General features: G+C 67.8%; 15 protein-coding genes and 1 riboswitch. Of the genes, 9 read left to right on the top strand and 6 right to left on the bottom strand.

All coding sequences use genetic code 11. From position 1 onward, the window contains the following. Positions 1-97: 97 nt before the first annotated feature. From hflK to GQ674_RS13935, 5 genes are all read left to right on the top strand, one after another. On the top strand, positions 98-1222 hold the full coding sequence (gene hflK, locus GQ674_RS13955) for an FtsH protease activity modulator HflK (protein ID WP_128098128.1): 1125 nt from the start codon (positions 98-100) through the stop codon (positions 1220-1222). After that, positions 1219-2082, top strand: coding sequence for a protease modulator HflC (locus GQ674_RS13950; protein WP_128098129.1), 864 nt, complete (start codon positions 1219-1221; stop codon positions 2080-2082). Before hflK ends, GQ674_RS13950 begins: the two co-directional genes overlap by 4 nt. 71 nt (positions 2083-2153) lie before the next feature. Continuing rightward, entirely contained in the window at positions 2154-2342 is a 189-nt protein-coding gene (locus GQ674_RS13945; RefSeq protein ID WP_159497556.1) for a DUF2065 family protein, read from the top strand. Positions 2343-2696: 354 nt separating this feature from the next. Next, complete coding sequence (locus tag GQ674_RS13940; RefSeq protein WP_088432983.1) at positions 2697-3989, top strand: adenylosuccinate synthase; 1293 nt, start codon at positions 2697-2699, stop codon at positions 3987-3989. A gap of 268 nt (positions 3990-4257) precedes the next feature. Continuing rightward, positions 4258-6381, top strand: a complete 2124-nt coding sequence (locus tag GQ674_RS13935; RefSeq protein WP_159497555.1) for a methyl-accepting chemotaxis protein — start codon at positions 4258-4260, stop codon at positions 6379-6381. Positions 6382-6887: 506 nt separating this feature from the next. Here the strand turns inward: GQ674_RS13935 and GQ674_RS13930 are convergent. From GQ674_RS13930 to GQ674_RS13915, 4 genes are all read right to left on the bottom strand, one after another. Further along, the gene (locus GQ674_RS13930) at positions 6888-11900 is read right to left on the bottom strand and encodes an autotransporter domain-containing protein (RefSeq protein ID WP_159497554.1); all 5013 of its coding nucleotides are present in this window, start codon (positions 11898-11900) and stop codon (positions 6888-6890) included. A 393-nt stretch (positions 11901-12293) separates the two neighbouring features. Next, positions 12294-13127 (bottom strand): hypothetical protein, encoded by an 834-nt coding sequence (locus tag GQ674_RS13925; protein WP_159497553.1) that lies wholly within the window; start codon positions 13125-13127, stop codon positions 12294-12296. Between the two features lie 121 nt (positions 13128-13248). Next, on the bottom strand, positions 13249-13701 hold the full coding sequence (locus GQ674_RS13920; RefSeq protein WP_159497552.1) for a HupB: 453 nt from the start codon (positions 13699-13701) through the stop codon (positions 13249-13251). Between the two features lie 29 nt (positions 13702-13730). Continuing rightward, positions 13731-15815, bottom strand: a complete 2085-nt coding sequence (locus GQ674_RS13915; protein WP_159497551.1) for a catalase — start codon at positions 15813-15815, stop codon at positions 13731-13733. Between the two features lie 176 nt (positions 15816-15991). On the opposite strand from GQ674_RS13915, the gene GQ674_RS13910 reads away from it, so the two are divergent. Continuing rightward, positions 15992-16699, top strand: a complete 708-nt coding sequence (locus tag GQ674_RS13910) for an AraC family transcriptional regulator (RefSeq protein WP_038686947.1) — start codon at positions 15992-15994, stop codon at positions 16697-16699. A gap of 81 nt (positions 16700-16780) precedes the next feature. After that, on the top strand, positions 16781-18163 hold the full coding sequence (locus GQ674_RS13905) for an amino acid permease (RefSeq protein ID WP_159497550.1): 1383 nt from the start codon (positions 16781-16783) through the stop codon (positions 18161-18163). Between the two features lie 124 nt (positions 18164-18287). On the opposite strand, the gene gcvP is transcribed toward GQ674_RS13905, so the two are convergent. Beyond that, the gene (gene gcvP / locus GQ674_RS13900; RefSeq protein WP_201290162.1) at positions 18288-21182 is read right to left on the bottom strand and encodes an aminomethyl-transferring glycine dehydrogenase; all 2895 of its coding nucleotides are present in this window, start codon (positions 21180-21182) and stop codon (positions 18288-18290) included. Between the two features lie 88 nt (positions 21183-21270). Then, positions 21271-21372, bottom strand: a riboswitch (glycine riboswitch). Between the two features lie 293 nt (positions 21373-21665). Between gcvP and GQ674_RS13895 the strand changes: the two genes are divergently transcribed. Then, complete coding sequence (locus GQ674_RS13895) at positions 21666-22889, top strand: multidrug effflux MFS transporter (RefSeq protein WP_159497548.1); 1224 nt, start codon at positions 21666-21668, stop codon at positions 22887-22889. 106 nt (positions 22890-22995) lie between these two features. After that, on the top strand, positions 22996-23388 hold the full coding sequence (locus GQ674_RS13890; protein ID WP_159497547.1) for a hypothetical protein: 393 nt from the start codon (positions 22996-22998) through the stop codon (positions 23386-23388). Between the two features lie 115 nt (positions 23389-23503). On the opposite strand, the gene GQ674_RS13885 is transcribed toward GQ674_RS13890, so the two are convergent. Continuing rightward, positions 23504-25501 (bottom strand): M2 family metallopeptidase, encoded by a 1998-nt coding sequence (locus GQ674_RS13885; protein ID WP_159497546.1) that lies wholly within the window; start codon positions 25499-25501, stop codon positions 23504-23506. Positions 25502-25548 lie beyond the last annotated feature (47 nt).

Genomic DNA, 25548 nt, shown 5'->3' with positions numbered 1-25548 from the left:
CAATCCTGCCAATCCGCCCCATCTAGTAGAATCGAACCGGATTCATGGTTGACGGTGCGGAATGGCCCGCAGGCAACCTTTCACTGATGGAGCGTGCATGGCCTGGAATACACCCGGCGGCAACAAGGGCGGACAAGGTCCCGACGAGAACCGACGAGGGCCGTTTGGACCCCGCGGTGGCGGCAATGGCAGCGGTTGGGGCGGGTTTCCCGGCCCGCTCAAGGATCTCTTCGACGGCAACATCCTGCGTTGGGTGGCGGTCGCGGTGGTTCTGCTGCTGCTGTTCTCCAGCTTCCAGCTGATCGGCGAACAGCAACGCGGCGTGGTGCTGCGCTTCGGCCAGTTCTCGCGGATCCTGCAGCCCGGCCCCAACTTCAAGCTGCCCTGGCCGATCGAATCGGTGACCAAGGTCAATGCCACCCAGATCAAGACGTTCAGCAGCCAGGTACCGGTGCTGACCCGTGACGAGAACATCGTCAACGTCTCGGTCAACGTGCAGTACCGCATCGACGACCCGCGCCTGTACCTGTTCGGGACGGTCGCGGCCGACCAGGTGCTGGAGCAGTCCGCGCAGAGCGCGGTCCGCGAGCAGGTGGGCCGTGCCGACCTCAACGCGGTCCTCAACAACCGTGGCCCGCTGGCACTGGTGGCCCAGGAGCGCCTGCAGGCCGCACTGAAGGCCTATCGCACCGGCTTGGCCGTGACCGGCCTGACCCTGCCCGATGCGCGCCCGCCCGAGGAGGTCAAGCCGGCCTTCGACGAGGTCAACGGCGCCCAGCAGGTCAAGGAACGCCTGATCAACGAAGCCCAGGCCTACGCGGCCAAGGTGGTGCCGGAAGCGCGCGGCCAGGCCTCGCGTGCGCGTACCACTGCCGAAGGTTACAAGCAGGCGGCCGTGGCCAAGGCCGAGGGTGACGCCGAACGCTTCACCCTGCTGCAGGCCCAATACAAGGACGCCCCGGAAGTCACCCGCAAGCGCCTGTGGCTGGAAACCGTGCAGCAGGTGCTCGGCCAGAACCGCAAGATCATCGGTGGCGATGGCCGCCAGCTGATCTACGTGCCGATGCCCGGCGACAACCGCGGCGCTGCCGCACCGGCCGCACCGGCCGTGACCCCGGAAGTGATGCTGCCATCGCTGCCGGCCAGCACGCCGGTGGATGGGGTGCGCAATACCGAACGCCCGACCACCCGCCCCACCGGTCGTGAAGGAGTCAGCCGATGAAGAGTTCCCTTTGGATCGGGCTGGCCGTGGCCGCCCTGCTGGGCCTGCTGGGCTCGGTGTACGTGGTCCGTGAGGACCAGACCGCGATGGTGCTGAACCTGGGCAAGGTGGTCCGTGCGGACATCAAGCCGGGCCTGCACTTCAAGGTGCCGCTGGTGGAAACGGTGCGGGTGTTCGACCGCCGCTTCCAGGTGCTTGCCACTGCCCCGGCGCGTTACTTCACCGCCGAGCAGAAGGACGTCAGCGTCGACTTCTTCGCCATCGGGTACATCTCCAACGTGCGCGATTACTACCGTGCCACCGGTGGCGATGCCAGCGTGGCCGATGCGCGCCTGGCCCCGATCATCACCGACTCGCTGCGCAACCAGATCAACTCGCGCTCGCTGCAGCAGCTGGTGTCCGGTGACCGCAGCGAACTGATTGCCGGGCAGTTGACCGGCATCAACGAAGCGGTGAAGGGCCTCGGCATGCAGATCATCGACCTGCGCATCAAGCAGATCGACCTGCCCACCGACAGCCAGGTGATCAACGATGTGTACGAGCGCATGCGCGCCCAGCGCAAGCAGGAAGCGGCCAAGCTGCGTGCAGAGGGTGAGGAGCAGTCGCTGACCATCCGCGCCCAGGCCGACCGCGACAGCACGGTGATCGTGGCCGAAGCCGAGCGCGATGCGCAGCAGCTGCGCGGTGCCGGCGATGCCGAAGCCGCGCGCATCTACGGCAAGGCCGGCTCGGCCGACCCGTCGTTCTACGCCTTCTACCGCAGCCTGGAGGCCTATCGTGGGTCGATGGCCGACGGTAACGGCGTGATCGTGCTCGACAAGAACGACCCGTTCCTGCAGTACCTCAAGAGCGATCGCTGAGGACGCAGGCGGCAGGTAGCCCCACGGGGACCCGGTGCAGACCGGGTCCCCGTTTTGTTGGTGGAGATGTCATGAAAGACCTGTTCTCGGCCCTGTGCCTGGTGGCCGTGCTCGAAGGCCTGTTCCTGTTCGCCGCTCCGCTGGCCTGGAAGCGCATGGCCGAACAGCTGCTGATGCTGCGCAGCGCCACGCTGCGCACCTGGGGCGGGGCGATCCTGCTGGCCGGGCTGACCACCCTGTGGTGGCTCCGCCACGCGTAGCGCCGGGCTCTGCCCGGCTTCCGACCTTGGCTGAGGAGCCGGCCAGCGGCCGGCACTACCGGAGCCGGCCAGCGGGCGGCACTACCGGATCGGACCAGCGGCCGGGCAGAGCCCGGTGCTACGGACCCCGGTCCTGACCGGTTGCCAACGCCCGCCTCCACCGGGGTGGCACCTGCCCAGGGAAACCCGGATAATGCAAAAAAGCCGGACGGGCCTCCCCGTTCGGCTTTTTCCGTGTCTGGGCCTTCCATCGCCGGCCGCTCCCCGTTTGGAGCCGCCATCACCGCGCTGGCCAGCCCTGCCACGGTTTACCCGTCCGCGGCCCCGATGGCCGCAACATATGAGGAGCCCGTCATGGGTCAGTCTGTCGTAGTGCTTGGTGCCCAGTGGGGCGATGAAGGCAAGGGCAAGATCGTCGATCTGCTCACCGAGGAAATCGGTGCCGTAGTGCGTTTCCAGGGCGGCCACAACGCCGGCCACACCCTTGTCATCAATGGCAAGAAGACCGTGCTGCACCTCATCCCGTCGGGCATCCTGCGCGAAGACGCGCTGTGCCTGATCGGCAACGGCGTGGTGATCTCGCCGGCCGCGCTGCAGAAGGAAATCGCCGAGCTGGAAACCTCCGGCGTGGAAGTGCGTTCGCGCCTGAAGATCTCCCCGGCCGCGCCGCTGATCATGCCGTACCACATCGCCCTGGACCAGGCGCGCGAACGCGCTGCCGGCGGCAAGGCGATCGGCACCACCGGCCGTGGCATCGGCCCGGCGTATGAAGACAAGGTGGCGCGTCGCGGTATCCGCATCGCCGACCTGCATTACCCGGCCCAGCTGGAAGAACTCCTGCGCACCGCGCTGGATTACCACAACTTCGTACTGACCAACTACCTGAAGACCGACGCGGTCGACTTCCAGAAGACCTACGACGAAGCCCTGGCCTTCGGCGAATACGTCGAGCCGATGAAGTCCGACGTCGCCGGCATCCTGCACGACCTGCGCAAGCAGGGTAAGCGCGTGCTGTTCGAAGGCGCCCAGGGCGCGCTGCTGGACATCGACCACGGCACCTACCCGTACGTCACCAGCTCCAACACCACCGTGGGCGGCGCACTGGCCGGTGCCGGCGTCGGCGCCGATGCGATCGACTACGTGCTGGGCATCGCCAAGGCCTACGCGACCCGCGTCGGCGGTGGCCCGTTCCCGACCGAGCTGGACGATGAAGTCGGCCAGGGCATCCGCGACCGCGGTGCCGAGTACGGCGCTTCGACCGGCCGCCCGCGTCGCTGCGGCTGGATGGACATCGTCGCGCTCAAGCGCGCCGTGGCCATCAACGGCATCAGCGGCCTGTGCATCACCAAGCTGGACGTGCTGGACGGCATGGAAAAGCTGAAGGTCTGCATCGCCTACGAATACCGCGGCAAGCGTACCGAGTACGCCCCGCTGGACGCGCAGGGCTGGGAAGAGTGCACCCCGGTGTACCTGGAGTTCCCGGGCTGGACCGAGAACACCCACGGCATCACCAACTGGGACGACCTGCCGCCGGCCGCCCGCGCCTATCTGCGCGCGCTGGAAGAGCTGGCCGGTTGCCCGGTGAGCATCGTCTCCACTGGCCCGGACCGCGACCACACCATGGTCCTGCAGGATCCGTTCGCCTGAGTGCCCCGGTAGTGCCGAGCCCAGCTTGGCACTGCCCCAGTCCAGGCAGATGCACGATGGAGCCCCGCGAAAGCGGGGCTTTTTCGTGGGGCGGCGCCTCTGTGGGCCTGGATACCCAAACTGGGTACGAGCCTACCCACTCTGGGTAGGAAGCGCCCGGCCATGGCGGTGGCAACGTGAACCGCGGCCGAGTTGTTAAGAAAGTGTGGTCAAGAACGCGCAACAGGGGGCCGATACCCCCTCACCCCCCACGTTCTTGGATGTCCCCATGGATTTTTTGCGTAACGTCAGAGTGGTCTGGCGTCTTGGTATGGGCTTTGGCCTGTTGTTGTTGCTGGTGGCGGCCGTGGTGGCCACCGGTGCCACCGGCAGCGCGGTGCAGAAGCACGCGATGCAGCAGGTGGTCGAGGTTGGCGTCGCCAAGGTGCGACTGCTGTCGGAGATGCTCGATGCGAACAACCAGATGATGGTCGTGCGTCGTGAAATGCTGATCCGCCAGGGTCAGGAGCGCGAGGCCGACGAGGCGCGCATAGCCGCGCTGGTCAAGCGCTATGAGGCCAGCTGGACCGCCTACCAGGCGCTGCCCACCGATGCCGAAGGCAAGGCGATCGGCGAGCAGATCGCGGCCAGGCGCGCCACCGCACGCCCGCTCAACAAGCAGACCAGCGAGCTGATGGGACAGGGCGATTTCCCCGGCGCCGTCGCCCTGACCCTGGGCCCGGTGCAGGAAGCGGCCAATGGCTGGAACAAGGCGCTCGCCAATGGCGTGGCCTATGAAGAGAAGGAAAGCCGCGAGGCCGCTGCCGAAGCGATCCGCCTGGGCGAGCGCACCCTGCTGCAGCTGCTGGTGCTCGGTGGCATCGCGCTGCTGGTCGGCATTGCCGCCTCGATCCTGATCGGGCGCAGCCTGACCGGCCCGCTGGCCCGCGCGGTGGGCCTGGCAGACCGCATGGCCCGTGGCGAGCTGGACCAGGACTTCCGCCTGGGCGGCCGCGACGAGCTCACCCTGCTGGGCAACGCGATGGGCAGCGTGCGCCAGAACGTGCAGGCCGCGATCACCGCGCAGCTGCAGATGGCGCAGCAGCACGAAGCCGGCGCGATCAGCTACCGGATGGACGCGGCCGTGTTGCCGGGCGATTACGGCCGCATGCTGCGCGCTACCAACGAACTGGTCGGCTCGCACGTTGCCGTGCAGTCGCACATGGTCGATGTGATGGCCGACTACGCCATCGGCGACCTCAGTCGTGACCTGGACAGCTACCCGGGCGAGAAGGCGCTGCTGACCCGCACCATGGCCACGGTCAAGACCAGCCTGATGGCGATCAACCAGCAGATCGATACGCTGGCCAGCGCCGCGCGCGCCGGTGACTTCTCGGTACGTGGCGACGAAGCCGCGTTCCAGTTCCAGTTCCGCGCCATGGTGGCCAACCTCAACGGCATGATGGCCAGCTCGCAGTCGAGCATTGCCGATCTGTCGGAGGTGCTGCGCGCCATTTCCACCGGTGACCTCACCACGCGCATGGAAGGCCACTACGAAGGTGTGTTCGCGCAGATGCGCGACGATGCCAACGTCACCGCCGCTCAGCTGACCGCTATCGTGCAGCAGATCCAGGGCGCCGCTGGCAGCATCAACGACGCCGCGCAGGAGCTGGCGGCCGGCCACAACGACCTGTCGCGTCGTACCGAGCAGCAGGCCGCCAACCTGGAAGAGGCCGCCGCCTCGATGGAAGAGCTGACCTCCACCGTGCGCCAGAACGCCGAGCTCGCCAGCCAGGCCGACCAGGAAGCGCACGCGTCCGGCGTTGCCGTGCGCGCTACCGAACAGGCGATCGCACAGATGGCCACGGTGATGAGCGAGATCGACAAATCCTCCGCGCGCATCTCCGAGATTTCCTCGGTGATCGACGGCATCGCCTTCCAGACCAACATCCTGGCGCTGAACGCCGCCGTGGAGGCTGCGCGTGCCGGCGAGAACGGGCGCGGGTTCGCCGTGGTCGCCAGCGAAGTGCGCACGCTCGCACAGCGTGCGGGTACGGCGGCCAAGGAGATCAAGGACCTGATCGGCGAGGCCAGCGACAAGGTCAAGACCGGGTTGAGCGTGACCGTGGAATCCGAAGCCGCCATTGCCCGGTTGACCCAGGCCAGCTCACGCACCAACCAGCTGATGAGCGATATCGCCGCAGCCACCAAGGAACAGGCCGCCGGCATCGAGCAGGTGAACCAGGTGGTGGTGCAGATGGACCAGGTGACCCAGCAGAACGCGGCGCTGGTGGAAGAAGCCACCGCGGCCAGCCGCGCGCTGGAAGAACAGGCGCACGCGCTGAGCGAATCGGTGGCGGTGTTCAAGCTGGAGCAGGGCAGCCGGGCCGTGGCTGCCCGCCGCGCGGCGTAGTGCTCCGCGCCCCCGCACGTCGCGCTGCCCCGGCAGCGTGGCGCCGGGGTGGCAATGAAAAGGCCCTGCTTGCGCAGGGCCTTCTTTTTTGGCGGTTCGCTCCAACACGGTAGGTCACCACCGTTGGTGGTGACGCCCTTGGCGCACACGCCCACCTGGCGCGATCTTGGGATGACTTGCGTTGGTATCGCCGGGCGTTGCCGGAAGCCGACCAACGGTCGGCTCTACGCGTGATCGCTGGGCGTTGCCGGAAGCCGACCAACGGTCGGCTCTACGCGTGATCGCCGGGCGTTGCCGGAAGCCGACCAACGGTCGGGTCTACGAGTGATCGCCGGGCGTTGATGGAAGCCGACCAACGGTCGGCTCTACGGGTGATCGCCGGGCGTTGCCGGAAGCCGACCAACGGTCGGCTCTACGCGCGTGCTTTTTTCGGTTCGCTGATCCCATCGCTGACCCATCGACCGACCGATCCCATGCAGGATCGGTCGGTCTGCCACCGCAGCGTGTTACTTCGCGGCGGCGTTGCCGGCTCCGCAGCGACGCGGCGGGCAGCGCTGTGCGGTACCGGCTGCGTGGTCCAGATCGCTCCCCTGCATTGCGTCGGCCGCAGCGCCCGTACCGGCACCGCCATAACTCACCCGCAGTCCCACGCTGCTGGCACGGCTGGAGCCGCGGGTCTGCTCATGGCCCAGCAGCAGCGACAGCAACCAGCCACGCTGCAGGCGCACGTCCATGCCGGCGGCCATCGACAGGGCATTGTCGTTGTAGCTGTGCATGTCCAGGCGATAGTCCTGCGCGCGTGGGCCCACCACGTAGTTGAGGTAGGCCGCGCCCTTGTCGTCGATGGCCTGGCGGTATTCGATGTTCCAGAACGGTCGCACGCGTCCTTCGCCATCGCCTGCCAGGTAGGCCCCTTCAAGGCCGAGTGCGACCGCGCTGTTGCGCACCACCTGGCGGCGGTAGTCGAGGTCGTACAGATCCAGCCCGGTCTCACGGTAGGCATCAAGCCTGGTGCGGCTGGCTTCCACGCGACCGTAGCCGGTGAGGGTCATACCGGCGTTGCGGTGTTCGTAGCCGAAGGCCAGCGAACCGAACCACTGGTCACCGTCGCGGTTGCCGCGCGCGAAGGCGTCCGCGTCCGTGCTCCAGCGGCGGGTAGCGAAGTCCAGCGCGCCGCCGGCGATGACGCCGTCGACGAACAGGTGCTCGCCGCTGCGCCACAGGCCGTAGGCGGCCAGCGAGTGCTGCCTGCCTTCCACGCGCGACTCGCTGCCGTCCCTCTCGCTATCGTTGCGCGCCAGGCTGGCCGCCACGCCCAGCAGCAGGCGCTCGCCGACAGTGCGGTCCAGGCCGACGGTAAGGCCATCGGTGTGGAAGGCGTAACTGCTGCTGCGGTCACCGTCGCCAAAGGTAGCGCTGCCCGAGGCCCACAGGCCCCAGCCGGTGGGCAGGGAGGGCCAGGGCGCGGCCTGCATCGGGCCCAGCGGCAAGGCCAGGCCGGGGCGGTCGCGGCCGCCGGCATGGCCGAGCGACAGCTGGTTGCTGGAGCCGTTGTCGCCACTGCGCACCTGGCGCAGGCGATCGCGGATGTTGGATTGCTGCGCACTGGCAAAGCGCACGCTCGCGTCCACCTGCGCCTGCACGCCGGCGACCACGCCGGGGTCGCGGGTCGGGTCGGGCCGCTGGGCGACGGTCAGGCGCAGCTGTGCGGTGCCGATGCCGAAGCCACCGGCGGCGGCCTGGGTAACGGTGATGATCGCCACGCCTTCACCGTGCAGGGTGACGGTGCGCCCCTGCACGCTGGCCACGGTCGGTGCACTGCTGCTGTAGCTGAATGTGCCGCGGCTGGGGCTGGCCGGATCGACCAGGTCGAACGCGGCCTGCCCGTACAGCTTCTGCAGCTCCTGAGGCCACTGCAGCACCGGCACGGCGGCGGTGATGTCCACTTCAAGCACGGCCTGGGTGGCGGCCTGGTACTGCGCGTTGCCGGCCTGGTTGGCGGTCAGGCTGCAGCGCCCGGCGTCCAGCATCAGCACGCTGCTGCCGTCCACGCGGCACACCGCCGGCGTGGTGGTGGCGAACACGACCGGATTGCCGGACGCACCCCCGCTGGCCGAGACCGAGAAGCGGCCGTCCACGCTGTACGTCGGCGCGGTCGGATTGGCCACGAACGTATCGATCTGCTGCAGCGCTTCGATCACCACCAGCGTGTAGGACTGGCGGGCGGTGAAGCCATTGGCGTCGGTCACGGTGACGTCGAAGGCATGGCTGCCGGCGACCGTCGCCATGCCGGACAGCAGGCCGTCGCTGGCCAGGCTCAGGCCGCCCGGCAGCGCGCCGCCGGTAACGGCGAACGTATACGGCGCGACGCCGCCGGAGACCTGCAGGCGCTGGTTGTAGGACGTTGCGGTGAACGGTTGCGGCAGGCTGGGCAGGGTGAAGGCGATCTGCGGGGCGGCGATCACCAGCGTGTAGCTGCGGGTGCTGGTGAACGGCCCGGTACCGGAGCTGCTGTCGGTCACCTGCACAAGGATGCTGTAGCTGCCGGCGGTGGTCGGCGTGCCGCTGAACTCACCGGTGACCGCCAGGGTGATGCCGGCGGGCAGGCCGCCAAGCGCCTGATAGCGGTAAGGCGCTGCGCCACCGGTGGTGCTCAGCGTTTGCTGATAGGTGCTGCCGGCGGTGCCGGCGGCCAGCGGGGTCGCTGCCAGGCTGAGCGTAGGCGGCGACACGGTGATGCTCACCACGGTTGCGGCGGAGGTGGTGTTGCCGTCGGTGGCGCGGTAGGTGAAGGCATCCGGGCCGGCATAGCCGGCGTTGGGCGTGTAGGTCACCTGGGTGCCATTGATGGTCGCCACGCCGTGGGCGGCGGCCGTGGTCACGCTCACGCTGCTGGCGATGCCGCCGATGTCCAACGGGATCGGCGTGGCCGTGTTGTATGCCACGACCGCATTGGACGGGTGGGCCACGATCGCCTCGGCGGCCACCGCGGCATTGGACGCCGCCGACGCGCTGCCGGTGCCGGTGCCGTTGGTGGCGGTGACGGTGAAGGTGTAGGACAGGCCGACGGTCAGGCCGGTCACCTTGATCGGGCTGCCCGCGCCGGTGGCGGTGATGCCCCCGGGAGCGGCGGTCACCGTGTAGCCGGTAGTCGCGCTGCCGCCGGTGAAGGCCGACGCGGTGAAGCTCACCTTGATCTCGCCGGTGCCCGAGGGCGTGGCCGTGCCGATCAGCGGTGCACCGGGCGCGACCGCATTGACCTGGAACGTCTGCGACACGGTCGGGGCCGGCAGGAAGCTGCTGTTGCCGGGCTGGTTGGCCGCGATGCTGCAGGTGCCGGCAGTGAGGAAGGTCAGCGCACCACTGCTGGTAATCGTGCAGACCCCGATGGTGGTGGAGGTGAACGTCGGGGTCAGCCCGGAATCGGACGATGCCGTCAGCGTCGGCGTGGTGCCGAAATTCTGCGCACCCGGGTTGCTGAAGGTGATGACCTGGGCGGCCGCCGGGGTGATCGCATTGGAGGCGGCCGAGGCCCCGCCGGTCCCGGCACTGTTGGTCGCCGTCACGGTGAAGGTGTAGGCGATGCCGTTGGTCAGGCCGGTCAGCGTGATCGGCGAGCCGGCGCCGGTAGCGGTGATGCCGCCCGGCTGGGCGGTCACGGTGTAGCCGCTGATCGCCGCACCGCCGGTGGTGGCCGGTGCGGTGAAGCTCACCGTGGCCTGGGTATCGCCCGCGGTAGCGGTACCGACCATGGGCGCACCCGGCACTACGGCCGCCACGGTGAACGTCTGGGTGACCTGCGACGCTGCCTGGAAGGTGCCATCGCCGCTCTGGTCGGCGTGGATGCTGCAGGTGCCGCTGCCGCCGAAGGTCAAGGTGCCGCCACTGGTGATGGTGCACACGGCGGTGGTGGCGGAGGTAAAGCTGACCGGCAGACCGGCGCTGCTGATCGCGGCAAGAGTGGGCGCGGTGCCGAAGGTCTGCGTGCCGGGATTGCCAAAGACAATGGTCTGCGCGCCTTTCGGCGTTACCGCCGACGAGGCGACTGAAGCGACGCTGGTGCCGGTGGCATTGGTCGCGGTGACGGTGAAGGTGTAGGGGGTGCCGTTGGCCAGCCCGGTGACGACCAGCGGCGAGGCCGCGCCGCTGGCGGTGAAGCCGCCCGGGGAAGAGGTCACGATGTAACCGGTGATCGCCGAACCGCCGTCGCTGGCCGGTGCGGTGAAGGTCACCGAAACCTGGCCGTTGCCCGGGGTGGCCACGCCCACGGTGGGCGCGCCGGGTGCGGTGGGAATGGCCACGGCGTGCGACGCGCCTGCGGTGTAGCCGGCAACGCCGGTGTTGCCCGCGCCGTCGCGGATGCCGGAGGCCGCGCTCAGGTCCAGGCGCAGCGTGCCATTGCCGTTGATGCTGTCGACCACCACGTTGAGGGTGTCGCTGCCCGTGCCGCTGACCGAACGGACGACCGCGGCGGCCGAACCGGCGGCGGTCAGGCTGAAATCACTGACCGCCACGTTGAACACCGGCTCGCTGAAGTTCACCTGCCAGGTCACGCTGGGGGCGGTGGCCGCAGGCGTGCCCAGCACGACCATGCTGCTCACGCTCGGTGCCAGGTCATCGATCACGGTGATGGGGAAGGCCTTCTCGGTGCTGGCACCGCCGCTGTCGGTGCTGCGCACGCGCACGCTGTAGGTACCGGCGGCGAGGCTGGCCGCGTTGGTGGCGCGCAGCGTGTCGCCGACGATGGCGAACTGTGCGTTGGCGGTGTCGCCGGCGCCGCTGACCAGGCTGTAGGTGAATGCATCGCCCACATCGGCATCGGTCGTGCTCAGCGTGCCCACCACGGCGTTCGCACCGGCGCTCTGGTTGAGCGCGTTGGCCGTCAGGGCAAGATCGGTGGGCGCGGTGTTGATCGCTTCCACAATGATGTTGTTGATCGAATGCCAGGTGCGCAGGCCCGGATCGGCACCGCCGCTGATGAGACGGATGCGGATCTCGTCCACGTTGCGGAAGGCCGCCGGGAACAGGGTCACCGTGAGCGGAACGCGCAGCGGCGCCGGGATCGAGAAGCCGCGCGTCCCCACCAGGGCGCCGTCGCGGTAGCCCTCGACCGTGTAATTGACGCTGGTGTTCTCGCCCCAGTTGTAATAGCGGAACGAGGTGATCGAGAAGTTGCTGCCGTTGGCCGAGCGGATCACCATCCCGATACGACCGTCCTGCTCGGTGTGGGTCAGGCCCGACCAGCTGCTGTCATCGCTGGACAACCAGGCGTTGTCTTTCCAGGTCATGCCGGCGACAGGCGTGCCTGCCGCATCGCTGCTGTTGAACACCTGCAGGGTCAGGCCGGGCACATCGGCCGAGCCGCCCTGGCCATCCTGTGCGTAGGTGGTGCCGACGCCGGTGTTGCTGCTGAACACCACCTCCACCGGTGCGGCCTGCGCCGCTCCCGCCGCGCCGGCCAACAGGACAAGCCATGCCAGCACCCGCAGCAGCGGATGGGCCAAATTGGAAACGGACATGCAATCCCCTGGATCAATCCACGATCAACGCCGGCCAGCACGCGCATGGGCGCGCCCCCGGCTTCCCCTTTTCACCACCCAGCGGATATCGGCCGGCAGCGCCGAATCTGATGCCCGGTCCGCACGCCTTGGTAACAGGGCGTGGCCTGGGTGGCCTGGGAGGCCATGCAAACCATGTGCCACCGCACTGTCGGGCGGCGCGGGTCTTCGGCGAACGCACACCGCACCACCTACGCGGTGCCTGCCGTAGGCAGCACGGCATCCTCCGACTGTTCGGTGCTGCCCGCCCGGCCTGCCGCCGCGTCGATACCACCACCGGCGCAGACAGCGCGATGAGCCAGCCAGGGGCGGTCGCCGCACAAGGCGTGCCTCCGCCCCTCATGAGGCGGCAGCTCAGCTCCCGGATTCGGGCGCCTGAGCCAGGTCATCGCGCTTGTGGATGCGGCCGTCGCGGATCTCCCAGAGCTGGCCGTCGGTCGTAGCGACGTACATCGGCGTGCGTGCCCACAGGCTCCAATACACATGGACCTCGGTGGGGGTCGGGTCCAGCAGATGTGTCACCATCATGCCCACCACCGTGACGCCCCGCTTTGACGGCGTCCGGCCCAGCTGGATGCAGGTGCGGGTGAAGCCACGGCTCGCCGTGATCCGCCCGTCGGCGATGTCCAGCCGCTGGCTGCCGCCCAGTGGCACCACGTTCGGCAAGGTGGTTGCCGGCAGCAGATAGACCGCCCAGCGTCCATCGTCTTCGGGGAGGGCGACGCTGTTGTAGGTCTTGGCGCATGGCGCCACCTGTGCGGTCATCGCCAGGCTGCGCGCCGTTGCGGCGGCGGTTTCATAGGCGCTCAGCGGCGCCGGCTCGGACAGTACCTGGACCTCGCCTGCGGGCGTGCCGTCGGCGGCCATCTCGATGCGGTACAGCACGGCGGGGGTCGCGTCGATGTAGCTGACCCGGTACTGCCCGTCATGTTCCTCGGTAATCCAGCCGCGTACCCGCGTGTCCTTGCCGAAGGCGCGGTACTTGGCCCGTATCGCATCTGTCGCGCGCTCGGCGGCAAGATCCTGCAGGAAGATCGCCTTGCCCAGCCGTTCGGCACGCGACAGCGCGGCCGCGGTATCGGCGGCGCTCAACGGTGTCGGCGTCGGGGGCGTCACGGGGACGTCCTGTGCAAGCGCCATCAACGGCATCAGCACGACCAGCGTGGCCCATGCGCGTGCAGGTTTCATCATGACGTACCCCCTAGATGGCCGCTTCCTGCGGCAATGGCGGAGTATCGCCGATCACCCGTCCGCAACGCCAACGCGCTGCCCCATGAGGGGGCAGCGGGCGCAGCACGCGTATTGCGGCCTACCGGGCTGGTGTCTTCTTCGCGGCCATCCTGGCCGTTGTCTTCTTCGCCGCCTTCTTCGTTGCGGCCTTCTTCGTGGCCTTCCCGGTCGTTGTCTTCTTCGCAACCTTCTTCGCTGCAGACTTTCTCACGGCCTTCTTGGTCGTTGCCTTTTTCGCAGCCTTCTTCGTTGCGGCCTTCTTCGTGGCCTTCCCGGTCGCTGTCTTCTTCGCCGCCTTCTTCGTTGCAGGCTTCTTCACGGCCTTCTTGGTCGTTGCCTTTTTCGCGGTCTTCTTCGTTGCCTTCCTGGTTCCCCCTCCCTTCTTGCCACCGCCATCCTGCTTGTTGACGGTGGCCCAGGCGATCCTTTCGGCCGCAGCTTCGCTGCGGCCCTCATCCTTCTCGCTTTCTTCGATATGTTCGGCTTGACGCTTCTGCTTGTCGGTGTAGCTGGATTTGTCACCACGGGGCATGGGATGTCTCCTATCGGGTCTGCGATGCATCAGGCCAGCATGCGGACCTTGGGTTCACGCGCCCACTGGCGGGTTGCCGCAGCAGTGAGGAAACCCTTGGCATCTTCGGCTTCCACCACGCCCGGGTCATTGCCCACGCGGGCCGCCTTGAGCAGCGCCTGTGCACCCTCGTCGGCGGCGATCGCCTTCAGGTGCGCCCAGGCGTCGGCGATGAAATCGATGGCCGCCGATTCCTTCAGCAGCCGCTTGGCCGCTTCGTTGCTGAGCACCACCGCAACCGCGTCGAACACTACCGACGGGGTACCCGCCAGCTGGCCATCGGCCGCCAGGGTCTTGCCATCGCTGAGCTTGCCGCCGCCGATCTTCGGCGCGACCAGCTTGACCTTCGCACCGGCCTTTTCGGCCGCCTTGCGCAGGTTGCCGATCAACCCCGCGTCGGAGCCTTCGTCGAACAGGATGCCGATGCAGCGGCCTTTGAGCAGGTCTTTGGTACGGCCGATCACGCGCACTTCCGGCGCCTTCGGGACATCCTGCGCAGGGGTGGCGGTCGGCGCGGGATCGGGCAGGGCAGGCATCGCCAGACCCGCTGCCACGCGTTTGGCCAACGCGTCATCGATGTTGCGCAGGTGGCTTACCGTGCGCTCGCGCACTTTGACGGTTTCCACCTTCGACAACTCGAACACCAGCGCCGACGCCAGATGCGCCTGTTCGGGCGCCTCCAGGCTGCGGAAGAACATCCGCGCCTGGCTGTAATGGTCGGCGAAGCTGGCTGCGCGCACGCGACCCTTGACCCCGTCGTCGGGGGCCGTGGCATGGCTGGGGAAGCCCTCGGGAGTTTCGCGCGGGGTGTCGTCCTGCAGCGAGCTGGGGTCGTAGGCCACGCGGCCCTTGGGCACCTGCATCTGCATGTGGCCGTCGCGCTGGTGGTTGGCGAACGGGCACTTGGGCGCATTGACCGGAATCTGGTGGAAGTTCGGCCCGCCCAGGCGGCTGAGCTGGGTGTCCAGGTAGGAGAACAGCCGGCCCTGCAGCAGCGGGTCGTTGCTGAAGTCGATGCCCGGCGGCACGTTGGCCGGGCAGTAGGCCACCTGTTCGGTTTCGGCGAAGAAATTGTCCGGCCAGCGGTCCAGTACCATGCGCCCGATCACCGTCAGCGGCACCAGCGATTCGGGAATGATCTTGGTCGAGTCCAAATGATCGAACGGGAACGCCTCGGCATCTTTCTCGGTGAACAGCTGCACGGCCAGTTCCCACTCGGGGAAGTCGCCGCCGGTGATCGCCTCGAACAGGTCGCGGCGGTGGAAGTCGTTGTCGGCGCTCTGCAGTTTCACCGCCTCGTCCCACACCGTGGACTGGATGCCCAGCTTGGGGCGCCAGTGGAATTTGACGAAGGTGGATTCACCGGCCTCGTTGAGCAGGCGGAAACTGTGGATGCCGAAGCCTTCGATGGTGCGCAGCGAGCGCGGGATGGTGCGGTCGCTCATCGCCCACATGATCATGTGCATCGATTCGGGCATCAGCGACACGAAGTCCCAGAAGGTGTCGTGCGCGCTGGCCGCCTGCGGGAAGGCGCGGTCCGGTTCCATCTTCACCGCGTGGATCAGGTCGGGGAACTTGATCGCGTCCTGGATGAAGAACACCGGGATGTTGTTGCCGACCAGGTCCCAGTTGCCTTCGCGGGTGTAGAACTTCACCGCGAAACCGCGCACGTCGCGCGGGGTGTCAACCGAACCGGCGCCGCCGGCCACGGTCGAGAAGCGGGTGAACACCGGCGTACGAACGCCCACCTCGGTCAGCACGCGCGCGCGGGTGAACTCTTCCAGCGACCTGGTCAGCTCGAAATAGCCGTGCGCCGCGCTGCCGCGGGCATGCACGATGCGCTCGGGGATGCGCTCATGGTCGAAGTGGGTGATCTTCTCGCGCAGGATGAAGTCTTCCAGCAACGTCGGCCCGCGCGGGGTATCGCGCAGCGAGTTCTGGTTGTCGGCAACCGCAATGCCCTGGTTGGTGGTCAGCGGCGGGTGGGTGCCACCGGCGTGCTGATGCAGTTCGTCCCCTTGGCCACGGCTGTCGGCGGGAGATGCGGGTTTGGTGCGGGGCTTGCTGGCGGCCATGTGGCGGCTCCGGGCTGGCGGGAAGGCAACCCCCACACTGGCGTGCACGGCGTTAATCGCGGGTGCGAAAAGACCGGCGCGCATCCACCCGCGCTTCACATCCGGCGCCCGGGCGCTGGGTAGCGCGCACCCGGACGGGTATCCTTGGCCCGAATCTCCCGCCACCTGTCTGCCGCATGCGCGTAGAACCTGCCGACATCGAAGCCCTGTTTGACGCGATCCCCGACGTGCTGTTCTTCATGAAGGACCGCGACGGGCGCTATACGCACATCAACCAGACCATGTTGCGCCGGCTCGGCCTGAAGTCGCGCAAGGAGGTGATCGGGCGCACCGCGGCGGAGATCTATCCCACCGGGTTGGGGGCCGATTACGCCAGCCAGGACGAACAGGTGCTGGCCGGGCGGGTGATCGAGAACCTGATGGAGCTGCACCTGTTCGCCAACCGCGAGCCGGGCTGGTGCCTGACCTGCAAGCGGCCGCTGCTGGTGGACGGGCAGGTCAAGGGGCTGATCGGCATTTCGCGCGACCTCGGCCAGAAGGACAGCCTGGGCACCCAGTACGAGCAGCTGCGGCTGGCGCTGGCGCACCTGAACGCGCATTACGCCGAGAACGTGCGCATGCAGACCCTGTTGGACATCACCGGGTTTTCGCTGTCCAAGCTGGAGCGCACCTTCCGCAAGGTGTTTCAGATGACCCCGCAGCAGGTGCTCACCCGCCTGCGCATCCAGATGGCGGTGCACCTGCTGCACGGCGGCGACAGCATCGCCAGCATCGGCCAGGCCTGCGGCTTCACCGACCAGAGCGCGTTCACCCGCAAGTTCAAGGCCGAAGTGGGGGTGTCCCCGCGCGGCTACCGCGCGCAGATCGGCGAGCGCGACCGCTAGGCCCGGCTGGGCCCTGTGGCCTATGCCGCAGCCCGGCCGAACAGGTATCGTGTGGCACCTGTTGCCCGCCAAGCGATTCCGATGCCCGCATCCCCGACTCCGACGCCAGCCGCTCCCCGCCTGGGCCACGCGCTCAAGCCCCGCCAGCTGATCATGATGGGGCTGGGCAGCGCGATCGGCGCGGGCCTGTTCCTGGGCTCGGGCGTGGGCGTGCAGGCGGCTGGACCGGCGGTGCTGCTGTCCTACCTGGTCGCCGGCGCGCTGGTGATCATCGTGATGAACGCCCTGGGCGAGATGGCCGCGGCCAAGCCGACCAGTGGTGCGTTCTCGGTGTACGCGGCCGACGCCATGGGCGCCACCGCCGGTGCCACCGTGGGCTGGTTGTGGTGGGTGCAGCTGGTGATCGTGATCGCCGCCGAAGCGGTGGGCGCGGCCGGGTTGCTGGCCACGGTCTGGCCGGCGGTACCGGTGCCGATGGCCGCACTGGCCTTCATGCTGTTCTTCACTGCAATCAACCTGCTTGGGGTGAAGAACTTCGGCGAGTTCGAATTCTGGTTCGCGATCCTCAAGGTGGTGGCGATCATCGGCTTCATCCTGATCGGCGTGGCGCTGCTGATGGGCTGGCTGCCGGACGTGGCCTCGCCGGGCCTGTCCAATTTCACCGCGCATGGCGGGTTCGCGCCCAAGGGCCTGGCCGGTGTGGGCGCGGCGCTGCTGGTGGTGGTGTTCGCCTTCGGCGGCACCGAGATCGTGGCGGTGGCCGCGGCCGAGACCGAAGACCCCGAGCGCAGCATCGCGCGCGCCATCCGCACCGTGGCCTGGCGCATCCTGGTGTTCTACATCGGTTCGCTCAGCGTGATCATCGCCGTGGTGCCGTGGACCAGCGAAGCGCTGAAGTCGCCCTTCGCGGCGGTGCTGCAGGTGGCCAACATCCCCGGTGCGGCCACGGCGATCACCCTGATCGCGGTGATCGCGCTGCTGTCGGCGCTCAATGCCAACCTCTACGGCGCCTCGCGCATGATGTACTCGCTGGCCCAGCGCCAGGAGGCTCCGGGCGTGCTGGGCTGGACCGACCCGCGCCAGGTGCCGATCATCGCGGTGCTGGCCAGCGTGCTGTTCGGTTTCGCGGCCACGGTGATGGAGCTGCTGTTCCCGGACAAGGTGCTGCCGGTGCTGCTCAACATCGTCGGCTCGACCTGCCTGCTGGTGTGGACCATCTCGCTGCTGTCGCAGCTGATCCTGCGCCACCGCGCCAACCGTGACGGCACCCGCCTGCCGTTCCGCATGGCCGGCTACCCCTACCTCACCGTGATCGGCCTGGGCGTGCTGGCGCTGATCTTCGGCCTGCTGCTGTCCGAGTCGCACACCCGCCTGCAGTTCCTGTCGATGGCCGCGCTGACCGCGGTGATCGCCATCAGCAGCGAAGTCGCCCGCCGCGTACGCGCCAGCCGCAGGGCGGATTGACGGTACTGCCGGCCGCTGGCCGGCTCATCACCTCACCGATCGGCATCGTGTGCGACGGGGCATCCGGCAAACAGAAACGGCCCGCTTGCGCGGGCCGTTTCCTGTTGCGACAGGGCAGGGAGGCTTAGACCTCCACGCCCTCGTCTTCCTTGTACGCATCCACGGGGATGCACGCACACATCACGTTCTTGTCGCCGTACACGTTGTCCACGCGCGCTACCGGCGGCCAGTACTTCTGCTGGCGCAGGCTGGCCAGCGGGAAGGCCGCCAGCTCACGCGGGTAGGCATGCGCCCACTCGCTGGCCGACACCGCGGTGGCGGTATGCGGGGCGTGCTTGAGCGGGTTGTCCTCGCGGTCCAGGCGGCCGTCTTCGATCGCGGCGATCTCCTCGCGGATCTGAATCATCGCGTTGATGAAGCGGTCCAGCTCGTGCAGCGATTCGCTTTCGGTCGGTTCCACCATCAGCGTGCCGGCCACCGGGAAGCTCAGGGTCGGGGCGTGGAAGCCGAAGTCGATCAGACGCTTGGCCACGTCCTCGGCGGCAATGCCGGAGGTCTTCTCCAGCGGGCGTACGTCCAGGATGCACTCGTGTGCCACCAGCCCGTTGCGGCCGGTGTACAGGGTCTTGAAGTGCGGGGCCAGGCGGGTGGCGATGTAGTTGGCGTTGAGCAGCGCCACCTGGGTGGCCTTGCGCAGACCGGCGGTGCCCATCAGGGTGATGTACATCCAGCTGATCGGCAGGATCGAGGCGCTGCCGAAGCTGGCCGCGCTGACCATGCCCACCGGGCCGTTGTCGCCCAGCTTGCCCGGCAGGAACGGCGCCAGGTGCGACTTGACCGCACACGGGCCCACGCCCGGGCCGCCGCCGCCGTGCGGAATGCAGAAGGTCTTGTGCAGGTTCAGGTGCGACACGTCCGAGCCCCACTTGCCGGGCTTGGCCACGCCGACCAGCGCGTTCATGTTGGCGCCGTCGGTGTACACCTGGCCGCCGTGCTTGTGGATGATCTCGCAGATCTCCACCACCTCTTCCTCGAACACGCCGTGCGTGGACGGGTAGGTCATCATGATCGCGGCCAGGCGGTCGCTGTACTTCTCGGCGTTGACGCGGATGTCTTCCACATCGACGTTGCCGTTGGCGTCGGTCTTGGTCACCACCACCTTCATGCCGCACATCTGCGCGGACGCCGGGTTGGTGCCGTGCGCCGAATCCGGGATCAGGCACACGTCACGGTGGTCGTCACCGCGCGAGCGGTGGTAGGCGCGGATCGCCAGCAGGCCGGCGTACTCGCCCTGCGCGCCCGAGTTGGGCTGCAGGCTCACCGCGTCGTAGCCGGTGCATTCCACCAGCATCGCCTCCAGGCTCTCGATCAGTTCCTTGTAGCCGGTGGCCTGGTCGGCCGGGGCCAGCGGGTGGATGTCGGCGAACTCCGGCCAGGTCACCGGAATCATCTCGGCGGTGGCGTTGAGCTTCATGGTGCAGCTGCCCAGCGGGATCATGGTGCGATCCATGGCCAGGTCCTTGTCCGCCAGCGAACGCAGGTAGCGCAGCAGTTCGTGTTCGCTGTGGTGGGTGTTGAACACCGGGTGGGTCAGGAATGCGCTGGTGCGCACCAGGCCGGCCGGCAGCGCGTCGGCGGTGCGGGCGTCCAGGGCATCCACGTCCACCGTGGCACCGAACAGCTGGCCCAGGGCCACGATGTCCTCGCGGGTGGTGGTTTCATCCAGGCTGATGCCAACCGCTTCGCTGTCGATCGCGCGCAGGTTGATGCGCGCGGCGGCGGCCTTGGCGTGGATCGCCTTGGCATCGATGTCCTTGACGTGCAGGGTGTCGAAGAAGTGCTCGCCCACGTTGACGCCGGCAGCGCGCAGCGCACTGGCCAGGATCGCGGCCAGGCGGTGGGTGCGGCGGGCGATCCGGGTCAGGCCCTCCGGACCGTGGTACACCGCGTACATCGAGGCCATCACTGCCAGCAGCACCTGCGCGGTGCAGATGTTGGAGGTGGCCTTCTCGCGGCGGATGTGCTGCTCGCGGGTCTGCAGGGTGAGGCGGTAGGCCGCGTTGCCCTGGGCGTCGACCGACACGCCGATCAGGCGGCCCGGCATCGAGCGCTTGTAGGCGTCGCGGCAGGCCATGAACGCGGCATGCGGGCCACCGAAACCGAACGGGACGCCGAACCGCTGCGAGTTGCCCACCACGATGTCCGCGCCCCATTCGCCGGGGGCGGCGATCAGGGTCAGTGCCAGCAGGTCGGTGGCCACGGCAACCAGGCCACCGCGCGCGTGCACGGCATCGGCCAGCGCCTTGTAGTCACCCACATGGCCGAAGGTGTCCGGGTACTGCAGCAGCACGCCGTAGGCTTCTGCTTCCATGGCCTCGGCCGGGGTGCCCACGCGCAGCACGATGCCCATCGGCTCGGCGCGCGTGCGCAGCAGTTCCAGCGTCTGCGGGTGCACCGCGTCGTGCACGAAGAAGGTGTCGGACTTGCTCTTGGCCGAACGCTTGGCCAGGGTCATCGCTTCCGCTGCCGCGGTGGCTTCGTCCAGCAGCGAGGCGTTGGCAATTTCCATGCCGGTCAGGTCGGCGCACAGGGTCTGGAAGTTGATCAGCGCTTCCATGCGGCCCTGCGAAATCTCGGCCTGGTACGGGGTGTAGGCGGTGTACCACGCCGGGTTTTCCAGCACGTTGCGCAGGATCACGTTCGGGGTGAGCGTGCCGTAGTAGCCCTGGCCGATGAAGGTGCGGAACACCTGGTTCTTGTCGGCGATGGCGCGGATCTTCGCCAGTGCCTGCACTTCGGTCAGCGACTCGGGCAATGCCAGCGCCGCCGGCGACTTGATCCCGGCGGGCACGATCGCATCGGTCAGTGCGTCCAGCGAGGCGTGGCCAACCACGTCGAGCATCTGCGCGATTTCGGCGTCGTTGGGGCCGATGTGGCGTTCGACGAACGCGTGGCTGTGTTCAAGCTCGCGCAGGGAAGGGGCACGCGGGACGGAAGTATTCTGGGACATGGCTGGCATCTCGAAGAGTGGGCACGCACGTTTGGAAGTCTGCCTGGCCGGGGTGCATCGCACGCGCGCGCGAACCACCGGACCCTGCGGTCTTCCTGGGTGCCCCTCTGTCCTTTTGCCTGAGAGTTTAAAAGCGCGCATCTGCGTGCTTCGTGCCCCTTCGGCGCCGGCAGTGGCCGGTCTCTCCAGAGTTTTGATGCGAGTGGTATCGGGCCTGAGCGATTACGGGCGTTGCGCCTTCGGCAGCGGGTGCTTCAAAACAAAGCGCCGCTTCTCCCACCATGTAGCCCGGCGATTATAGCCCAGCGGCTTTGCCGGCTGCGGCCCTACGCGGGATGAATGGGGGCCGCCAGACGCCCCGGAATGGGACCGGTGGCATGGTGCGGGGGCCGGCAAAGGCCTATCATGGCCGGATCCTCGTATTCATCTGGCGCCGCCCGTTCCGGGCTGGCGCCCGCCGTGCATTTGCGCATGGCCCAGACGGAAGACCGCATGACGCCCGCCTCGCCCTCGACCCGCCGCCTGGCCCTGCTGCTTGCAGGCCTGGCGATGTTCGGTCCGTTCTCGATCGACACCATTTTCCCGGCCTTCCTGCTGCTGGGCGAGCGCATGCAGGTGGACCAGGTGGCGGTGCAGCAGACCATCAGCGTGTACCTGCTGTTCTACGGCCTGATGAGCCTGGCGCACGGCCCGCTGTCCGATGCGTTCGGGCGCAAGCGGGTAATCATCGGCGGGCTGGTGCTGTTCATCGGCGCCTCGATCGGCTGCGCGCTGTCGCGCGACATGACCACGCTGCTGGTGTTCCGCGCGCTGCAGGGCGTCACCGCCGGGGTCGGGGTGATCGTCGGCCGTGCGGTGATCCGTGACCTGTACCACGGGGCCGACGCACAGCGGCTGATGAGCCAGGTGTCGATGATCTTCGGCGTGGCCCCGGCGATCGCGCCGATCATCGGCGGCTGGATCCTGCTTGGCGGGGGCGACTGGCCGCTGATTTTCTGGTTCCTGGTGCTGTTCGGGGTAATCCTGCTGCTGGCCACGGGCAAGTGGCTGCCCGAAACCCACCCGGTGGAGGCACGCACGCCGTTGTCGATGCGCGCACTGCTGCGCAGCTACCTGCGCATGGGCTCCAACCCGCGCCTGTTGCGGCTGGCGGCGGCCGGTGCGTTCAACTTCTCCGGCATATTCCTGTACATCGCCTCGGCGCCGGTGTTCGTCATGCAGCACCTCAAGCTGGGCGAGGGCGGCTTTGCGTGGCTGTTCATCCCCACCATCGGCGGAATGACGATGGGCTCGTTCCTGTCCGGGCGCATGGCCGGGCGCCTGACCGCGCAGCGCCAGATCGGCATCGGCTTCGGCCTGTGCGCGGTCTCGGCGGCCCTCAACCTCGGCTATGTGCTCGCGGTGCCGCAGATCATGCTGCCGTGGGCGGTGCTGCCGATCTTCCTCGGTGGCGTGGGCATGGCGCTGATCTTCCCGATCCTGGCGCTGGCGGTGCTGGACATGTACCCGCACCAGCGCGGGCTGGCCTCGTCGATGCAGATGTTCATCCAGCTGATGATCAACACCGTGGTGGCCGGTGTGGTCTCGCCGCTGCTCAGTGCCAAGCCGCTGCATCTTGCGCTGGGCTATGCCGGCTTCTTCGCCGTGGGGGCCAGTTTCTGGTACTGGGAACGCCACTGCGAACAACGCCGTGCGGTGCTGACCCCGATCGAATGAGCCGCCACGCCCGGCCACGTCTGCAGGGCTTGCTGCACCGGTATGGACGGGCGTGGAGAGGCGCGTGCGGTATCCTTCCCACTTTGATGCAGTCCGGACGTTCCTGATGTCGACCACCTCCAAACTGCGCCGCGACATTCGCCGGCGCCGCGAAACCCTGGCCGCCAACCGTGAGCAGGCCGCCGCCTCGCCGGTCGAACCGCATGCCGAACTGCGCGACCAGCAGCGCACGCTGCTGGCCGGCGTGGTGCGCCGCGACGGCGAATGGGTGCTGGGCATGGACGGCCGTATCGCCGGCCAGACCCCCAGTGCCGCCCGCGTGCTGGCGCTGATCATGCAGGCCGCCGAACTGCACGAACGCCAGGGCACGCCGGTGCGCCTGGTGTATTCGGATGCACTGAAGGACGCCGCGCATGCCGAGGCCAAGGCCGATGGCAAGGACTTCGAGCAGTTCAAGACCGAACTTGCGGCCAGCCTGAAGACCCCGACGAAATCCTGAGGCCGGGCGGGTAGAGCCACGCCATGCGTGGCTGCATTCAAGAAAAAACCGGCCTTTCGGCCGGTTTTTTTTCATGCAGCGATGGAGCCGACCAACGGCCGGCCCCAGCGCCCGGTCAGCGTGCCGCCGGTGCGGTCGCGGCCGGGGCGGCCGCGGCGGTGGCCGCCGGTGCCTTCCAGCCGCACATCTGGCCCTGGTTCTGCTGCTTCAACCAGTCGTTGACCGGGGTGAAGTACTCGATCATCGGACCCGCATCGAGCTTGTCGCCACCGGTGATCTCACGCAGCGTGGCCTGCCACGGCTGGCTGGCACCCTTGCTCAGCATCGCCCAGAACTTCTGCCCGGCTTCCTTGTTGCCGTAGAAGCTGCACTGGTGCAGCGGGCCCTTGTAGCCGGAGGCATCGCACAGGCCCTTGTAGAACTGGAACTGCAGGATGCGCGCCAGGAAGTAGCGGGTGTACGGGGTGTTGCCCGGCACGTGGTACTTGGCACCCGGATCGAAGAACTCCTCACCGCGCGCGCCCACCGGGGCCACGCCCTGGTACTTGGCCTTCAGGTCCCACCATGCCTGGTTGTAGTGGTCCGGGGTGATGGAGCCGTCGAACACGCCCCAGCGCCAGCGGTCGATCATCAGGCCGAACGGCAGGAACGACACGCCGCTGAGGGCCATGCGCATCTGCGCGTTGATGGTGGCCTCGCGGCTTTCCTGCGGCTTGTCGACCAGGCCGATGGAGTTGAGGTACTGCGGGGTCATCGCCAGCACGATGGTGTCGCCGATCGCTTCGTGGAAGCCATCGTTGGCACCGCCCTGGAACAGCGGCGGCAGCGGGTTGTAGGCCAGGTCGTAATAGATGTGGCCCAGCTCGTGGTAGATGGTGGTGAAGTTCTCTTCGGTAGGCTTGATGCACATCTTGGTGCGCACGTCGCCATCCATGTTCATGTCCCAGGCGCTGGCATGGCAGACCACGTCGCGGTCCAGCGGCTTGATGAACTGGGTCTTGTCCCAGTACGACTTGGGCAGCGCGGGCATGCCGAGGGAGACGTAGAAGTCCTGCGCACGTTCGGTCATCTGCTTGGCGGTACGCAGTTCGGCCTCGCGCTGCGCCTTGAACTGCGCTTCGACGGTGGCGCTATTGCCACCGGCCTTGGCCAGCGCGCCGCTGAGGTTGGTCTGGTACTGCTTTTCCAGTGCGGCGGTGATGTCCAGGCTGCCGGCGCCGGGATACGGCTCCAGCTGGTCCCAGAGGTTGGACCAGTCCTGCTGCCACATGTTGCCGAGCAGGTGGGCGGCGATCAGGCCACCCTCGGTTTCGGCCTTGTCCTTGCCGTAGGTGGTGTCAAGCTTGGTACGGGCGTAGCAGTGCAGCTGTTCGTACATGGGCTTGACCTGTTCCCACAGGCGGTCGGTTTCCGGGCCGATCTGCTCGGGGGGCATGTCGTAGCCGCTGCGCCACATCTGGCCGGCGTCGGCGAAGCCCATTTCCTTGGCACCTTCGTTGACGAGGCCGACGAAGCGCTGGTAGTCGGCGCGCATGGGTTTGGTGGTGGCGTGCCAGCCCTGCCAGGCGTCAAGCTGTTTGTCATAGTCGCGGCTGCGGGCGAGGACCTGTTCGAGGTCGCCAAGCTGGCGGCAGGTGGCGGGGTTGGCATCATCGGTGCAGTACCTGCCCGCGCCGTAGGCGCCTTCCATGCGGCTGGCGATGCGGGTGAGCTCGGAGAGCTTGGCCGGGTCGCGCGGGGCGGGCATGGAGGTCATGAGTTTGAGGAGGTGGATCTGGCGCTTGGTATCCTCGCTCATGGGCTTGCCGTCATACGTGCCGGCCTGGGTGATCCAGCCGTTGAGGACGGTGAGCCAGCGTTCGTTGGCCTTGGCCGCCACGCGCTCGGAATCCTCGTTGATGTAGGTCGAGGAGAGCCACTGTGCCGAGGTCATTTCCGGGTACATGGCCTTGTACTCGGCGTTGACGCGGGCGATGAACTGGTCCGCGGTTTCGGTCGGGGTGGCAGCAGCCGCGGCGGGGGCATCGGCCGGGGTCGTTTCCTTCTGGCAGGCCGCCAGCGTCAGTGCGGCAGCACTGACAGCCAGGGCCAGCAGGAGCGGGCGGTGGTTCACGGGGACATCCTTGGGTGGTGACAGACCGGCGAAGGCTAGTGAAGCGC

This window comes from Stenotrophomonas sp. 364 (assembly GCF_009832905.1).
GTDB lineage: Bacteria > Pseudomonadota > Gammaproteobacteria > Xanthomonadales > Xanthomonadaceae > Stenotrophomonas > Stenotrophomonas maltophilia_AP.
This window is presented reverse-complemented; position numbering and strand designations above follow the sequence as displayed.

What these genes read in the sequence shown, in the direction of transcription:
- hflK (WP_128098128.1), top strand. Translation starts at nt 98, where the DNA reads ATGGCCTGGAATACACCCGGCGGCAACAAGGGCGGACAAGGTCCCGAC.
- GQ674_RS13950 (WP_128098129.1), top strand. Translation starts at nt 1,219, where the DNA reads ATGAAGAGTTCCCTTTGGATCGGGCTGGCCGTGGCCGCCCTGCTGGGC.
- GQ674_RS13945 (WP_159497556.1), top strand. Translation starts at nt 2,154, where the DNA reads ATGAAAGACCTGTTCTCGGCCCTGTGCCTGGTGGCCGTGCTCGAAGGC.
- GQ674_RS13940 (WP_088432983.1), top strand. Translation starts at nt 2,697, where the DNA reads ATGGGTCAGTCTGTCGTAGTGCTTGGTGCCCAGTGGGGCGATGAAGGC.
- GQ674_RS13935 (WP_159497555.1), top strand. Translation starts at nt 4,258, where the DNA reads ATGGATTTTTTGCGTAACGTCAGAGTGGTCTGGCGTCTTGGTATGGGC.
- GQ674_RS13930 (WP_159497554.1), bottom strand. Translation starts at nt 11,900, where the DNA reads ATGTCCGTTTCCAATTTGGCCCATCCGCTGCTGCGGGTGCTGGCATGG.
- GQ674_RS13925 (WP_159497553.1), bottom strand. Translation starts at nt 13,127, where the DNA reads ATGAAACCTGCACGCGCATGGGCCACGCTGGTCGTGCTGATGCCGTTG.
- GQ674_RS13920 (WP_159497552.1), bottom strand. Translation starts at nt 13,701, where the DNA reads ATGCCCCGTGGTGACAAATCCAGCTACACCGACAAGCAGAAGCGTCAA.
- GQ674_RS13915 (WP_159497551.1), bottom strand. Translation starts at nt 15,815, where the DNA reads ATGGCCGCCAGCAAGCCCCGCACCAAACCCGCATCTCCCGCCGACAGC.
- GQ674_RS13910 (WP_038686947.1), top strand. Translation starts at nt 15,992, where the DNA reads ATGCGCGTAGAACCTGCCGACATCGAAGCCCTGTTTGACGCGATCCCC.
- GQ674_RS13905 (WP_159497550.1), top strand. Translation starts at nt 16,781, where the DNA reads ATGCCCGCATCCCCGACTCCGACGCCAGCCGCTCCCCGCCTGGGCCAC.
- gcvP (WP_201290162.1), bottom strand. Translation starts at nt 21,182, where the DNA reads ATGCCAGCCATGTCCCAGAATACTTCCGTCCCGCGTGCCCCTTCCCTG.
- GQ674_RS13895 (WP_159497548.1), top strand. Translation starts at nt 21,666, where the DNA reads ATGACGCCCGCCTCGCCCTCGACCCGCCGCCTGGCCCTGCTGCTTGCA.
- GQ674_RS13890 (WP_159497547.1), top strand. Translation starts at nt 22,996, where the DNA reads ATGTCGACCACCTCCAAACTGCGCCGCGACATTCGCCGGCGCCGCGAA.